12 protein-coding genes are annotated in these 15,004 nt (G+C 35.6%); 8 read left to right on the top strand and 4 right to left on the bottom strand.

The annotated features are described in order from the left end of the window. Position 1 precedes the first annotated feature (1 nt). The 5 genes from VFM92_RS07115 to VFM92_RS07095 all read left to right on the top strand — a co-directional run bounded on the left by VFM92_RS07115 (position 2) and on the right by VFM92_RS07095 (position 4,247). Positions 2-694 carry an RNA methyltransferase gene (locus VFM92_RS07115; RefSeq protein ID WP_325121505.1) on the top strand — a complete coding sequence of 231 codons (693 nt, stop codon included), beginning with the start codon at positions 2-4 and terminating at the stop codon, positions 692-694. Beyond that, positions 694-1,320 (top strand): SanA/YdcF family protein, encoded by a 627-nt coding sequence (locus tag VFM92_RS07110; protein ID WP_325121504.1) that lies wholly within the window; start codon positions 694-696, stop codon positions 1,318-1,320. Before VFM92_RS07115 ends, VFM92_RS07110 begins: the two co-directional genes overlap by 1 nt. Before the next feature lie 78 nt (positions 1,321-1,398). Continuing rightward, the gene (locus VFM92_RS07105; protein WP_325121503.1) at positions 1,399-2,565 is read left to right on the top strand and encodes a pyridoxal phosphate-dependent aminotransferase; all 1,167 of its coding nucleotides are present in this window, start codon (positions 1,399-1,401) and stop codon (positions 2,563-2,565) included. Continuing rightward, complete coding sequence (locus VFM92_RS07100) at positions 2,547-3,440, top strand: prephenate dehydrogenase (protein WP_325121502.1); 894 nt, start codon at positions 2,547-2,549, stop codon at positions 3,438-3,440. Before VFM92_RS07105 ends, VFM92_RS07100 begins: the two co-directional genes overlap by 19 nt. Before the next feature lie 84 nt (positions 3,441-3,524). After that, positions 3,525-4,247 carry a class I SAM-dependent methyltransferase gene (locus VFM92_RS07095; RefSeq protein ID WP_325121501.1) on the top strand — a complete coding sequence of 241 codons (723 nt, stop codon included), beginning with the start codon at positions 3,525-3,527 and terminating at the stop codon, positions 4,245-4,247. Between the two features lie 101 nt (positions 4,248-4,348). On the opposite strand, the gene VFM92_RS07090 is transcribed toward VFM92_RS07095, so the two are convergent. Further along, positions 4,349-6,805 carry a zinc-dependent metalloprotease gene (locus VFM92_RS07090; protein WP_325121500.1) on the bottom strand — a complete coding sequence of 819 codons (2,457 nt, stop codon included), beginning with the start codon at positions 6,803-6,805 and terminating at the stop codon, positions 4,349-4,351. 177 nt (positions 6,806-6,982) lie between these two features. On the opposite strand from VFM92_RS07090, the gene VFM92_RS07085 reads away from it, so the two are divergent. The 3 genes from VFM92_RS07085 to VFM92_RS07075 all read left to right on the top strand — a co-directional run bounded on the left by VFM92_RS07085 (position 6,983) and on the right by VFM92_RS07075 (position 9,543). Further along, positions 6,983-8,296: a HAMP domain-containing sensor histidine kinase gene (locus VFM92_RS07085; protein ID WP_325121499.1), complete on the top strand. Its 1,314-nt coding sequence runs from the start codon at positions 6,983-6,985 to the stop codon at positions 8,294-8,296. A gap of 327 nt (positions 8,297-8,623) precedes the next feature. Further along, positions 8,624-9,091 carry a hypothetical protein gene (locus VFM92_RS07080; protein ID WP_325121498.1) on the top strand — a complete coding sequence of 156 codons (468 nt, stop codon included), beginning with the start codon at positions 8,624-8,626 and terminating at the stop codon, positions 9,089-9,091. Then, the gene (locus VFM92_RS07075; protein ID WP_325121497.1) at positions 9,064-9,543 is read left to right on the top strand and encodes a hypothetical protein; all 480 of its coding nucleotides are present in this window, start codon (positions 9,064-9,066) and stop codon (positions 9,541-9,543) included. Before VFM92_RS07080 ends, VFM92_RS07075 begins: the two co-directional genes overlap by 28 nt. 85 nt (positions 9,544-9,628) lie before the next feature. Here VFM92_RS07075 and VFM92_RS07070 read toward each other — a convergent pair whose 3' ends face one another. The 3 genes from VFM92_RS07070 to VFM92_RS07060 form a co-directional block, all read right to left on the bottom strand. Beyond that, the gene (locus tag VFM92_RS07070; RefSeq protein WP_325121496.1) at positions 9,629-10,306 is read right to left on the bottom strand and encodes a hypothetical protein; all 678 of its coding nucleotides are present in this window, start codon (positions 10,304-10,306) and stop codon (positions 9,629-9,631) included. Between the two features lie 246 nt (positions 10,307-10,552). Further along, positions 10,553-13,678: a DNA polymerase III subunit alpha gene (locus tag VFM92_RS07065; RefSeq protein WP_325121495.1), complete on the bottom strand. Its 3,126-nt coding sequence runs from the start codon at positions 13,676-13,678 to the stop codon at positions 10,553-10,555. 118 nt (positions 13,679-13,796) lie between these two features. Then, a complete protein-coding gene (locus tag VFM92_RS07060; RefSeq protein WP_325121494.1) occupies positions 13,797-14,936 on the bottom strand; it encodes a DNA polymerase IV in 1,140 nt (379 codons plus the stop codon). Positions 14,937-15,004: the final 68 nt, after the last annotated feature.

The following is a 15,004-nucleotide window of genomic DNA, read 5'->3' as shown; positions in this document are numbered from 1 at the left end:
AATGGAAGCTGAATTAAATCATTTTCTTACCCAAAAATTCGGGACATTTCTATCTGATGAAAGAAAAGAATTCATAGAATCAGTTTTAGAAAATAGAACGGATTTTATTAGGGTAGTTTTAGAAGATATACGCGATCCTCATAATGCTAATGCGATTATCCGATCTGGAGAATGTTTGGGAATTCAGCATTACCACATTATAGAAAATGAAAATGCATTTAAATTAGGTAGAGGAGTGAGTCGTGGTGCTGTAAAATGGGTTGATGTTCATCAATATCCTGAAAGTGAAACTCCTACGGCTGATGCACTTCATGATTTGAAATCAAAAGGATTTAAAATAGTGGTCACCAGTCCGAATAAAGAAGCTTGTGCCCCTGAAGAATTGTCATTAAACCAACCCCTAGCCATTGTAATGGGAAATGAGCGAGATGGTATAAGCGAGGAAGCAAAAGCCCTGGCTGATGAATTTGTCCGGTTACCAATGCATGGCTTTACAGAAAGTTATAATGTATCCGTTGCATCGGGCATTACGTTCTATAGTTTAGTCAGTAAAATGAGGTCATTCGTAGAAAATTGGCAATTTGATGAGTCAACAAAAGATAATTACCGTTTGCAATGGTATAAAAAATGTATGGCAAGACCTGACGATTATGAAAAGTTCTACGTTAAGGCATTTGAAGCACAAAAATCGTAATGTTTAAATTCTCAATTCGGCTTAGTTTACTCTTGGTAATATCAGCAATCGTTTTTGCTATATTTTCAAATGTATTTATTATTTCCAAAACGAGTAAATACATCTTTGAAGATATAGATGAAATTCCTTCCAAAGAAATTGCTTTAGTTTTAGGCACTAGTAAAAGAAATGTAAACGGAGAAGCCAATAGTTTTTTTGACCATAGGATTGATGCAGCGGCTGAGCTTTATCATAAAGGAAAAGTTAAAGGATTATTATTAAGCGGAGATAACAGGACTCGCTATTATAATGAGCCAAGAGATATGCGAAAAGCACTCATTAAAAAAGGCGTTCCCGAAAATGTAATTTCAATTGATACTGCAGGTTTACGCACTATAGAAAGTGTAGCAAGATGTAAAGAGGTCTTTAATCATCAGGATGTAACTATCATTACACAAGAGTTTCATGCCTTCAGAGCACTATATATCAGCCAATACTATAAAATGGATGCTATCGCATTCTCGGCAGAAGAAGTTCCTGTTTATTCTTCTGCCAGAGTAACTATTAGAGAGTTTTTCGCCCGTCCAAAAGCATTATTAGATTTATACGTGCTCAATTCCTTTATAAACGAAGAACAAACTGACTAAATAAGGGGAAAGCTTGAAATAAGTTTTGTTCTTCCTTCTGTCCTATTTAATAATTACATTTAAATTTAACTATTAAAAATGGTGAAGTCAGCAAACAGAATTCAGAACGTAAAAGAATACTATTTCAGTAAAAAACTGCAAGAAGTAAAGGCATTAGACACCATAGAAAAGCCTATTATAAATTTGGGGATTGGAAGTCCAGATTTACAACCGCACCCTGCCGTAATCGCAAAATTGAATGAAGTCTCTAAGTTAGGCAAATCGCATGCTTATCAGCCCTATAAAGGAACATTAGAATTACGAGAAGCAGTTACCGATTTTTATAAGAGAATTTTTAATGTTCAACTTGATTCAGCATCAGAAATAGTCCCTTTAATGGGCTCTAAAGAAGGTATAATGCATATCATGATGGCTTTTGTAAATGAGGGAGATGAAGTTTTATTACCCAATCCTGGCTATCCAACCTATGCGGCTACAGCTGAATTTGTAGGTGCAAAAATCAGTCATTATGATCTGAAAGAAGAGCATAATTGGCAAATTGATTTAGTGGATTTGAAAAATAAAATAAATCCAAAGGTCAAATTGATGTTTATCAACACGCCACATATGCCTACTGGAAGTAAACTGAATGATTCCGTTTTGCAAGAATTGGTAAAGATTGCCAAGGAGAAGCACTTTTTGTTGGTGAATGACAATCCTTACAGCATAATTTTGAATCAAGAGTATCGAAGCCTCTTAAACGTAAAAGGAGCGAAGGAGATTTGCCTGGAACTAAATTCTATGAGCAAATCTCATAATATGGCAGGATGGAGAATTGGATGGTGCATGGGTTCGTCTGAGCATATTGATGCTATAATGAAAGTTAAAAGTAATATGGATAGTGGGATGTTTTTAGCGCTCCAAAAAGCTGCAATAGAAGCGCTAAATTTAGATGATTCATGGTTTAAGAACTTAAACGAGATTTATCAAAAAAGACAGAAATACGCTATGAAGATAGCGGAATTATTAGACTGCAGTTTCGATTCAAACCAATCAGGATTGTTCTTATGGGCTAAAGTTCCTGAAACAATAAAATCTGTTGAGCAATTGATTGATGATATTTTGCATGCATGCAAGGTGTTTATTTGCCCAGGATTTATATTTGGAAGTAATGGCAATCGGTATATTCGGATAGCTTTATGCGCAGATGAAAAGAATTTAGAGGTTGCTTGTCAAAGAATTAAGGAATGGATAGAGACAAAATGAAGAATATTCAATCAGTCGGTATAATAGGATTAGGTTTAATAGGAGGGAGCGTTGCAAAAGATTTAAAAGAAAAAAAGCCAGATCTTAAATTGTATGGAACAGATCTTTCCTCAGGAAATGCTAAGGTTGCGTTGAACCTAAAGCTTGTTGATGAAGTTTTAAATTTCGAAAAACTTTTCAAACTTAAGTTAGATGTCATCATTATCTGTGTTCCGGTAAATGCTATTATTGAAATTTTAGGTGAAGTATTAACTCATACGCCTAAGGACACGATCATAATTGATACGGGTTCTACGAAATCAGCAATTTGTAAAAGTGTTGAACATCATGCTGAAAGACAACGCTTTGTAGCAGCCCATCCTATAGCGGGAACTGAAAATGCAGGTCCAGAGGCTGCTATTTTAAATTTATTTAACTCAAAGGTTAATATTATTTGCGAACCGGAAAAAAGTAGTTTGCAGGCATTAACAATTGCCCGAACTATTTTCAATTTGCTGGGAATGAAAGAGGTGGAAATGAATGCAGAAATGCATGATAAACATTTGGCTTATGTTTCCCATCTCTCGCACATAAGTTCTTTCATGTTAGCTTCAACTGTTTTAAATGTAGAAAAGGAAGAGCAAGACATTTTTAAATTAGCGGGTAGTGGATTTGCGAGTACAACACGCCTGGCCAAAAGCTCACCTGAAATGTGGTCTCCCATTTTTTCACAAAATAAAGAATATCTGACTGCCGCATTGGATGATTACATTCAACAGCTTCAACTATTTCAACAGCATTTGAAATCTAATAATGCAGAGGCTTTGACGGAATTGATGAAAAAATCAAATCAGATTCGGAAAGTATTGGAAAGTCTTTCCTCCCAAATTCATTGACCAAAATAATACCTACATCAGTTTTTACTAACAAAGGATGATATTTTGAGTTATTTAGATTTATAGCTAATGACTTTTAAATTTATGAGATATTCGCAGTACCTAATTATCATCCTGTTTTTGAACTTTATATCCTATCAAAGCAGCGCTCAGGAATCTGCTTCTAATACAGAATATTATTATAAATCAGGTGACCGTCAGGGTACTGGAAAATGGTATATGGGCAGAGAAATTGCTTATGTGATGGGATATCAAGGAATTAATTGGTTAGAGCGACCAGAAAGAGAGGAAGAAGAAAATACTTCCAAATTATTAAAGAACATGAATATTCAGTCTGAGGATGTGATAGCAGATATTGGGGCTGGTTCTGGATATCATGTTTTTAAAATGGCTCCTATTGCAAAAGATGGATTGGTGTATGCAGTTGATATTCAAGAAGAAATGTTACAAGCAATTCGAGAAAAGAATGAAAAGGAAGGAATTGAAAATATCAAAACAATTAAGGGTACTGAGAAAAGTGTAAATCTTCCTACAAATTCAGTCGATAAAGTCCTGATGGTAGATGTATACCACGAGTTTAGCTTTCCAATTGAAATGATTGCTTCCATTAAAGAAGCATTAAAACCTGATGGCGAAATCTATTTGATTGAATATAGAGCAGAAGATAAAAATGTGCCCATCAAGAAGCTTCACAAGATGAGTGAAGAACAAGCCATTAAGGAAATGAAAGCCAGTGATTTTAGGTTGAAAGAAAATATAGACAATCTGCCATGGCAGCATTGTATGGTTTTCGTAAAAGAGAATTAATATTTCGAATTGAAATCCTTTGCTAATAAAAAATGCCTTCCTCTCAACAGTACACTGTAAACTGTTAAAAGAAAGGCATTAAAATATTTAATCAAATTGATTTATTCAGCCGACAGCCCTTTGTCTATTCTAGCTAATAAATCATTCCAGTGAATTCTGCTCATTTTATCAGACGTTCTGTATCTTCTACTCGTAATATCAGTATTTAGCTGTTGTAATTCAGAACGCATTAAGGGTAGAATATCTGAAATGATAATATCATTATCACCATTATCTTTTTCTAATTCAGCTAATTGAGAAGTAGCCAAATCAATATAAGCTCTTTGGATATTTCTTCTATACACATCTACAGATTGTCCTTTATAGAGTTCAGAAAAAATACCAGCTCTGAGGTCTTCCATCATTGATAAAACTGAATAGGCATCACTTCCATTCAGACTTTCATTTTCTACCATCCTTAATAATCTATCCTCATCCAGTAGGCTGTTCAGAACACTTACTTGTAAGCCTTTTACACGGTCAATGGCTCCATCATCTTCTATTCTTAGAAGAATTTGTTTATTTAATAACCATTCATGATTAGTGAATGCATGGTCATTTAAAAATTTCACAGCTTCTCTTTGAATGTTTTGTGGTACATGCTCGTACACGAGACCTTCCTGGTCAGCCGTTTTTAAGGTCTCATATATTCCACCAACATTTGCTGTTACATGTCTAATATATCCACTCCATATATAGCCTAATTCTCTATACACTTCAGCTAATTCACTGTAGTTTTCTCCTTTTTCGGATGTCCATTCTACTAATTCAGGAACTACCTTTTTCAAATTAGCTAATCCATATTCACTGGCCTTCACGTGATCAGCACCTAAACTTTCTCTGTTTGCCCTTGGGTCAGCCGCACCGTATCCGCTACCAAATTCATACCAAGGGTTTCCAGCTTTATCTAGTATCCAACTATCTAAAATTGGTTTTTCCTCTTCTTTGGAATCTGCATCTGGAATGAATCTATACCCCCAATTGATCGCATATTTATCATAAGGACCCATCATTCTGATAAATCGAACGCCTTCATCCTCTGGTTGAGCAACATAATTAACTCTTGCATAATCCATAATAGAAGGTGTTAGTCCATATTTTTGTGTGAAGGTTGCTGACCTCAAAGAATCTGTAGGGTAAGCAGAACTTGCTTTCATATTATGTGGAAGGCCTAAAGCATGCCCAACTTCATGCGCAATAACCATTCTCATCATTTCACCAATTTCTTCTTCTGGTGTTTCTAATGTTCTTGCTGATGGATTTTGAGCACCTGCTTCAATCATATATCTATTTCGGTATGATCTCAAATGATTATGATACCAAATAATATCACTTTCAATGATTTCGCCAGTTCGAGGGTCAGTCACAGAGGGACCAACAGCATTTCTGGTAGTTGAAGCTACATATCTTACTACTGAATACCGTACATCTTCGGGGCTAAATTCTGGGTCTTCTTCTAACGTGGGAGGGTCTTTTGCAATAATTGCATTTTTAAAGCCAGCCTCCTCAAAAGCCATATTCCAATCTTCGATGCCTTGTTTGAAGTAAGGTCTCCATTTTACAGGTGTTGCAGGATCTAGATAGTAAACGATTGGCTTAATTGGCTCTACCAATTCACCTCTTTCATAAGCTTCAATGTCTTTAGGAACTAGCCGCCACCTTCTAATTAACTCATAATCATCAGATTTTAAAGCATCCGAATTATAATCATATTTTCGTAATGTAAACCATCCAACCCTATCATCTGCTAACCTTGGTTGCATTTTTTCTTCAGGTAGCAATATCATGGATTGATTTAAAAGCATGCTTATGGTTCCTGCCTGGTCTCTTCCTGGAGGATCTCCTGCATCATAAGTCATAAGGTGTTGAACTTCTACATTTTCTGGAAAGGATTTTACTGAGGCAATATAAGAACGGTTACCATCTAATCTTTTAACTTGATATGCCTTTCTTAGTCTATCAGGCATTCCATTAATTGCACTTACTTCTTTTGAGAATAATTCGGTGACTTCCATCAAATAGGCAGTTGAATCTGGATTGATAGCCTCTATTTTACTGCTAAATAGAATAGGAAAGAAATTGTTAGCTTCTACTGATTTATAGATTGGAGATTCTTCATCACTCACGTTCTGAAAGGATATCACTTTTAAATCAATATTTTTGTCTCTCTTATACCATCGAACTACTTGCTCATTAAGTTTAGAGCCTGCATTGATGTATCCACCCCCAAAATTATCGGGTAATTTTGCAATCCGGCTTACCAAAAGCATATCCTTTTCTAGGAGGTCAAAAGGAATTTCATAGTATAATTTATCATCTATTCTGTGAGTGGTAAATAATCCCTCATCAGAATCAACTTTACCTTTAATTATTTCAGAATACTTCTTAAAGTCTGATTTTGGTTTAGTCGATTCTTTTTTTTCTTCTTTTTTATCTTTCTTTCCAAACAATTGTGCCTTTAATTCTGTCTGACCAGAAAAAAATAGAAGTGTGAGAATAAGTAATAGTTGTTTAGCCATAATTTTTATTTTAGTTGCAGTGAAATTATTAAATTCAATCTAATTTGAAAACTGCTTTTATTTAATTGGCAATTCTACTACATAAATATGAAAAGCAAGAATACATTTTGTATTATTAAATCATTCTTTTATTATATTTTTATATAGTGATGCGTGTGAATTTAAAATTATCCCTCGGTGAATAGATTTTTTAACCTTAATGCTTGGTCTAAAATTGAAAAAAGCTTAGAGCAAAAGCCTAATATTTTGGTTAGTCAATTTGCTATAATTGCAATAATAGCTGCTTTTTTTCAAGTTGTTAATGATCTTATTAATACCAACTACATAGCTGTTATGCTTGATATGGTGTTGGCAGGGATTTTTATTATAACTTTTTTAGTGAATGAAAAAAGATTCCACTTATGTGCAAAATTCATTTTTGTAGTCTGTGGCACTGGCTATATTTTCGTTTATGCAGCCCTTATTCCTAAATCGATTGGCGCATATTTAGTTTTTTTTCCGATAATCGCTTTAGTTTTTTTAATTTTTAGTAATGAAGAACGACACTACAAATACTTTTCGGTTGCTTACGTATTAATTCTACTCTTTATATTAGAAATAACAAACTACCAGCCATTCGGAGAAATGAATGTCACGCAAGGGAAGTCAGAGGGGAGTTCTTTTTATGTGAATATGCTAATTTCCGTTTTTGGGATGGTATTTTCTATGTATAATATGGATATCATCAATAAAAAAATAGATGAAGTTCGGTTGGCTACTCTGAAAGAGTTAGAACAGAAAAATAATGAATTAGAGCTAGCAAATGATGAGTTAGATCATTTTGTATATAGTGCCTCACACGATCTCAAAGCTCCATTGTTATCCATTTTAGGATTAATTAATATCGCTAAATATGAAGTGAAAGAAAATTCAATTTTAGAATATTTCTTAAGAATTGAAAATAGAGTGCAGCGGCTTACTCAATTTATAAAAGAGGTAATAGAAATTTCTAAAAATACTCGTACTGAAGTTAAAGTCGAAGCAGTTGATTTGAAAGAATTATTGGACAATATCATTGAAAACAATAACTATATAGAAGGTGTAAAAAATATTCATTTTAAAAAGGATATTAATCTAAATGTCCCAATTCCAACTGATAAATCCAGATTAGAAGTGATTTTGAATAATTTGATTTCTAATGCCATTAAATATATGGACAAAAATAAGCGTCAGAAAAAAATTATAATAGTGGCTTCTGAAACAACTACTCATTTTGAAATTAGCATAAAGGATAATGGAATAGGAATACCAAAAGACCAACAGCACAGGGTATTTGATATGTTTTATCGTGGTGCCCAAAGTAGGGAAGGTTCTGGTTTAGGACTTTATATTGTGCAAAACATGGTATTTAAATTTGGTGGAAATATAAATTTTCATTCAGAGGAAGGTGAGGGGACGGTTTTCACGATTTCGCTTCCAAAGATTCTAAATCGAAAGTACTTTCCTTTTTAACCCGAAAAATCTATTGAAAGTGCTTAATTATTTTGATGAAATACCGTATTTTTGACTTTTAGAGACTCATAAAGTACTTTTTTATTTCATTAACAACCTCTGAAATAGCATTATATTTCCATTTAGCCTAGTTAATACATATTATGAATCACACACTAGAATAAATCAAAGTTTCTTTGAGAATACAGATTTACTGCTGGCCGATAATTTTGCCCGATCAGCTGAAGCATGTGGATTACAACAGATCTTATTTATTGGCGGAATCCTTCCGAAAGAAACCAATGAATATTCTAAACACTTAAGAAGCAGATTGAAACAGAAAAGACATTGGCTTCGCGATCTGTACCATTAACTACCATTCGAGCAGGCATTGTTATTGGTCCAGGTGGATCTTCTTTTCGTGTGGTAGAGCAGCTTGTTAAAAGTTTACTGGTAATGGCTTGTCCTCAATGGTGCAAATCGCCTTCAGAACCAGTTGATATAAATGATATCCTCATTTTTATTGAACGTGCTTTAGGGAATGAGAAAGTTTATGGTGAGGCCATAGAGGTAGCGGGTCCAGAAGTGACGAGTTATATGAAAATGCTCAAAATAACTTCTCATGAGCTCAAGAAAAAGAGGGTAATTTTCTCCGTTCCGTTCTTTACGCTAGGTTTTTCAAAATTATGGGTGGCGCTATTTTCAGGAACAAGTTACACCTTTGTTTCACCTTTAATTGACAGTTTGCGGATAATAGTCAGTCCTTTCATTGGAGAGGAGAAGTGGAAATGGAGGATAGCATCAGAAAGGCTTTAAGAGAAAAAGCCCCTAAAATCGAAAGGAGTTATGAAGTGGAAGAAGAGTCAAATACAGTCAGAAGCGATCAACGATTAAATAATCCATCCAATAAGCCGACAAAGTGGATTGCTGATATTTATCCAAAATGGCTTGATTCGTATTTTAGATTTGTCTTGACAGCTGAAAAAGAAGGGAACATCGTCCGCTTCCAACTCTTCACTATCGTACTTTTAGAGCTTACCCACATGCCCAATCGTAGCGATGAAAATAGAAGGCTCTTTTTTATTACAGGAGGTGTACTGTGCAAGAGAAGTGATATGGGTTGGTTAGAATTTCGATCAGTAATGGAAAATCAACATATCATTTCTGCTATCCATAGGTTCGTTCCTGCATTGCCCTGGTTTATTTACAAATACACACAAGCTGTGGGACACCTTTTTATTATGAATCAATTTAATCGCATTTTTTAAAAAAAAACAATCATGAAATTTACTCTATTGAGCCTAAAACACACCTTTTGGAGTAGAACTAGCAACTGGCGAGGTTCAAATATTTTTATTTCATCCAAAGCGTATATCCAATTTTAAATCCCAGGGTTAAATGAGTAACTATGGATTCTCCTTCATATAAATCAGGTTGAGGAATCCACTCTACAAATATTTCGGATCCCTCTACTGGATTAACAACATCAGTATATGAAATTGTTCTTTTTGCTAAGCCAATCCCTCCATATAAATCAAGGTGAAGACGTTTTAAAGCGATAAAATTGAGACCTCCTTTAAGGTGAGCGCCCGTTTTACGTTTGCTGAAATTTGCACTTTCGTAAGATATTCCAACATAAGGATCTTCTTGTTGATATTCACCTGATTTCAAAACATCTTTCACATTAATATGGAAAAATTCCAATGCAGCATATAAGAAATACTCTTCACTTTTTATAAAAAGATATTTTATTTCAGGTCTTATTTCATAATACGAATAATCCTTTTCCCACTTTAAACCACTTAGTCTTCGTTTATTCAGCGAATTATTACCCATACCGAAATCAACGCTATATCCCAATCTATTATGTGAGATATATTCTAATCCGATTCTGTGTCTGGGATTATACGCTAAAAGTGAAAGGGGCATTACTTTAAAATTTAAAGTATTATCAATATTGGATCTTTCTTGAGAAAAACTATTATGGACAAAAAGCAATGCTAAGATGATGATTAAAAATGACTGTTTCATTAAAGCTTGACCAGGACTAATACAAATGTAAACTAATTAAATTAATAGTATTTCCGTTGTTTGTAATTATAGACACTCATAACTGTTAAAAAGGCTATCAAGCCACTAAATATTTTCTACTGATATAGCATATTTTCTAAAACGTTTGAATAATCCCACCATTTCAGTATAATCTACTTCTGCTTTTGGGCATTATGATAAGTCTTTTTCAGCTCTAGTGGTTGCTATGATATTTTAACTTTAAATCTATTTCCTCCCACCAAGAGACATATGATTCTGATTTCCTTTCTTAATTTCATATTTACCGGATAAGGGTTTTCTACCATATAATTCATCCAATTCCTCCTGATTAGGGTAGGGTGATCTGGAAGTGTAGCTATGTGCCACTCGCATATTATCCCAAATTTTAGTATCAGTACGCTGCTCATCACTATAGCGAGGATCGGGTATCATCGGTAGTTTTTCCATCTTCTGAATCTCTACACTCGGGAAATCATGGTCTACCACAATCTTTCCTAATAACAAATAGCAACCCATACCTGTAAAAGGATGCTGTTTAAGCGATGCAGGAAAATGAACCGTATCAAAATAGCCACCATAGACATCAATCCAGGTGCCGAAATTCATTTTTGTTTTGCCATCTTTGCTGATAATGGGTACATCTTTTATGGAAATCAAGTAACCCACCATGCGCACTGTTTTGTCTTTATTCTGCAAAAGTTCTGAAGCAAAAACAGCTCCTCGGTAATTGGTTTTCAGCAGATTAAAAGGAGAGACAGAAACCGGATATCCTAGACCTTCCATTTCATCAAAAGCATCTTCGAACATATCTCCTTCATCCAGTTCATAGCTGAATTCTTTTGGTTTCATATTGAAAAGCTGCAGTTCTTTGGTTTTGACAGGTTCATGAGAGAAGAAACGTTTGGCCTCAATAATGAGCTGCCCTTTACTTCTGGAAATACTTCTCAGCGCCCCGGCATATATTGCATAGCTAATATCGTCAAAATTCAGCTTGGTTCTTTCCAGCACATCTGTGAGACCTGAAAACATACCGCCTTTCTCACGAGCTTTACAAATCCCTTCAATTCCTTTTTTTGAAAGATGCATAATCTGGTCCAATCCTAAATGAATGGTTTCTCCTTTTAAGCTGGCATTAGCAAAACTAAAATTGATGTCGGGCGCTTCAATGTGAGCGCCTAGCATGCGCGCTTCATTGATATAAACTTCAGGTCGGTAAAATCCACCATTATTATTAATGACAGCCGTAATGAACTCCAAAGGATAATAAGCTTTCAGATACAAGCTTTGATAACTTTCCACCGCGTAAGAGGCACTATGACTTTTACAAAAGCTATAACCGGCAAATGAAGCTATTTGTCGGTACACTTCTTCCACCATTTCTTTTGGATATCCCATGGCTGCACAATTACTGAAAAACTGTCCTTTTACCTTATCCATTTCCTGCTGAGAGCGTGATTTACCAGACATACCACGCCTTAATACATCCGCATCATTCAAATCCAGCTTGGCAAAGTGATGCGCTATTTTGATCACATCTTCCTGATATACCATCACCCCATAGGTATCTTTTAACTGCTCTTCAAACACAGGGTGGAAATACTTAATACGAGAAGTGTCGCGGTGCCTTTCCACATACTCTCTCATCATTCCACTTTGTGCGACTCCAGGCCGTATGATGCTGCTAGCCGCCACCAGCGTTTCATAACTATCACATCTTAATCGCCTTAATAAACCACGCATGGCCGGACTTTCAATATAAAAACAGCCAAGCGTTTTTCCTGTCCTTAGCAGTTCATTGCACTTCTCGTCTTTTTTAAAGCTTTTGGTGTCGGATATATTAATTTTTACGCCCTTATTTTCTTCCGCAATGCTGACTGCTTCTTTTATATGTCCAAGTCCTCTTTGAGAAAGAATATCTATTTTCTCCAGATGAAAGCTTTCAGCCATATACATATCTATCTCACAGGTCGGTACTCCCTTTGGATAGATGTTCATGGCGGTATAATTAGCGATAGGATCCTCGGTAATGTAAATACCACATGAATGCATGGAGAGCTGATTCGGATAACCCGTCAGCATTTTACCATAATGCTGAATGCTCTTGACTAGTTTATCTTGTGGCTCATGTTCGAATGACATGCGGGAAAGCTGATCGAGTTCTTCTTTCGGCAAACCAAAGACTTTTCCTAGTTCACGCACAGTAGAGCGATGCTTAAAATCAGTTACCGTTCCGCAAAAGCCGGTATGATCCCTGCCAAATCTTTTGAAAATATAATCTATGATGTCATCCCGGTCTGTCCAACTCCAATCAATATCAAAATCGGGCGGACTAGATCTTTTATTATTCAGAAAGCGGGCGAAGTAAAGGTTTAGCTCAATAGGATCTACCTCCGTTATTTTCAGGCAATACGCCACAATGGAATTGGCTCCGCTACCTCTTCCTACATGGAAATAACCTTTGCTTAAGCTGTGGCGGATAATATCCCAGGTGGTGAGAAAATAACAGCCAAATTGCATTTTATGGATAATTTCCAGCTCATCATATAAGCGTTGTTTGGCTAGCTGATTATTGGCTGAATATCTATCCTTAAAACCTTCTAAGGCTAAAGTTTCCAAGAGAATCTTATCCTCATAATAACTTGAAGTATAGCACTTTTTATTCTTGGGCGATTTAAAATCAAAAGGAAAGCTACACTGGTCAAAGAGCAGTTCCGTATTTCGGATGATTTCAGGATAATCTTGATACAAGGCTTTCAACTCCCGGGTTGGAATCATGCATTCGCCAGTACCGGCATGTTGCTTTTGAGTCAGATGGCTCAGTAGAATATTGTTATCAATGCAACGCAGCAATTTATGCAGGTTAAACTCTTGTTTGCTTGAAAAAGTAACAGGGTAGAGGCATACCAATTTTTCTGCTTGCTTTGCGAAAGAGGGCTTATACCTTTTCAACTCAGCAGGTCTTATTCCGATAAATTCATGCTTTTGGAGAATATTGGGTGTATTATCGGTCGGATAAATGACAAATACATTATTGAAATAAGGCGATTGCAAGGGGAGAGGCATTTCCGATAAATTGGTTTTGGTCAATAGCTCGTTAATTTCTCTAAAGCCCTCCAGGTTTTTTGCTATGCATAAATAAAGTAGCTGATCATGCTTCCTTATTTCCACTCCTGCAAGCGGCTTGATACCAGCTTCTATGCAGTGGTTGGCAAAATCAATTACTCCTGTGGTACTGTTTATATCGGTAAGCGCTAAACTTTCTACTCCATTCAGCACAGCCTGATTGACCAGTGCTTCCACTGAAAGAGTGCCGTAACGCAAAGAATAGAAAGAGTGACAATTTAAATACATAAACGAATGAAATTTTAATTTTATAATAATGTCGTTTAGTTAAGCTTTTTTTAGGCCTCATCCTCTGTCCTTCTCCAAAGGGAGAAGGAAGAAGGACTTAACCAAACGGAATTTAATTTTATAGACTAAATGCTCTATGGACAATAGCCGGATTATCATAGCGATTCTTTAGCTTATCCATAGCCTGATAAAGCTCAATGGATTTCACATTATCTGTAAAAAGATTTATCTGATGACTTCCATGCACTAAATGAGAAAGTTTAATTCCTACTAACCTAATGAGCATTCTTCTTTTGTACAGTTTCTTAAACAACTCAAAAGCTATTTCCATGAGCATCTCATCATTGGCACAAAAAGGAATTTTCTTTTGCATAGTTTCCGTATCATGATTGGAATATCTAATCCGCACGGAAACACAGGCACACATCTGATTGAGTTTGCGCAGTTTAAAACCCAGAAATTCAATCAATCTCAGTAAAGTGGCTTTCAAAACCTTCATATCTTGCGTATCCTGATCAAAAGTGAAATCCTTGCCGATTGACTTTTCGGCTGAGTAAGGCACAACTGGAGCAGGATCAATGCCATTAGCTTTTTTCCAAATACCACTTCCCGTTTTGCCCAACAACTCATTCATGGCTTCGGGAGGTAGAGACCTGATATGCTTGATAAATTTGATTCTGATTCTCCTGAGCAACTTAAAAGTGGTAGTCCCCACAGCCGGAAGCTTCCTGATAGAATGCGGATCTAAAAAAGGCTGTACTTGATTGTCTAAGACTTCATAACCGCCAATAGGCTTAGCATGAGAAGTACAGATTTTTGCTACTGTTTTATTCACGCTTAAGCCATAAAGTAAAGAAAGCCCTGTTTCTGATTTTACTTTATTGACCAGCTCTTTTGTGAATTTAGAGGTATTATGAAATCGGTCCATACCCGTCATGTCCAAATAGAACTCATCAATAGCAGCTCTTTCATGCAAAGGAGCTCTTTCTGTCATGATTTCATTGACAATGTCAGAATATTTAGTAAAGAGGTCAAAATCTCCTTTGAGTAAAACGGCATCGGGACATCTTTGCAAAGCCACGCGAGTAGGCATACTTTTATGTACGCCATACTTTTTGGCCTCTTGAGAAGCAGATGCTACGATTCCACGGTTGTTCAAACCACCAATGATGAGTGGCTTTCCTTTTAAATCCGGGAATTTCAGTAGCGTGCAATTAATAAAAAAAGCATCTAAATCGATATGGGCTATCTGTCGCATAAGACTAATTTATTTAGCAAAGTTAATTATAAATACTAAAAATATTAGTCTAAAGTTTTAAAAAATAA

It is taken from the genome of Marivirga sp., from assembly GCF_035704835.1.
Lineage (GTDB): Bacteria > Bacteroidota > Bacteroidia > Cytophagales > Cyclobacteriaceae > Marivirga.
The sequence above is the reverse complement of the archived record's forward strand: the minus strand, read 5'-3'. Positions and strand labels throughout refer to the sequence as shown.

What these genes read in the sequence shown, in the direction of transcription:
- VFM92_RS07065 (WP_325121495.1), bottom strand. Translation starts at nt 13,678, where the DNA reads ATGTATTTAAATTGTCACTCTTTCTATTCTTTGCGTTACGGCACTCTT.
- VFM92_RS07110 (WP_325121504.1), top strand. Translation starts at nt 694, where the DNA reads ATGTTTAAATTCTCAATTCGGCTTAGTTTACTCTTGGTAATATCAGCA.
- VFM92_RS07100 (WP_325121502.1), top strand. Translation starts at nt 2,547, where the DNA reads ATGGATAGAGACAAAATGAAGAATATTCAATCAGTCGGTATAATAGGA.
- VFM92_RS07115 (WP_325121505.1), top strand. Translation starts at nt 2, where the DNA reads ATGGAAGCTGAATTAAATCATTTTCTTACCCAAAAATTCGGGACATTT.
- VFM92_RS07105 (WP_325121503.1), top strand. Translation starts at nt 1,399, where the DNA reads ATGGTGAAGTCAGCAAACAGAATTCAGAACGTAAAAGAATACTATTTC.
- VFM92_RS07090 (WP_325121500.1), bottom strand. Translation starts at nt 6,805, where the DNA reads ATGGCTAAACAACTATTACTTATTCTCACACTTCTATTTTTTTCTGGT.
- VFM92_RS07095 (WP_325121501.1), top strand. Translation starts at nt 3,525, where the DNA reads ATGAGATATTCGCAGTACCTAATTATCATCCTGTTTTTGAACTTTATA.
- VFM92_RS07075 (WP_325121497.1), top strand. Translation starts at nt 9,064, where the DNA reads ATGGAGGATAGCATCAGAAAGGCTTTAAGAGAAAAAGCCCCTAAAATC.
- VFM92_RS07060 (WP_325121494.1), bottom strand. Translation starts at nt 14,936, where the DNA reads ATGCGACAGATAGCCCATATCGATTTAGATGCTTTTTTTATTAATTGC.
- VFM92_RS07070 (WP_325121496.1), bottom strand. Translation starts at nt 10,306, where the DNA reads ATGAAACAGTCATTTTTAATCATCATCTTAGCATTGCTTTTTGTCCAT.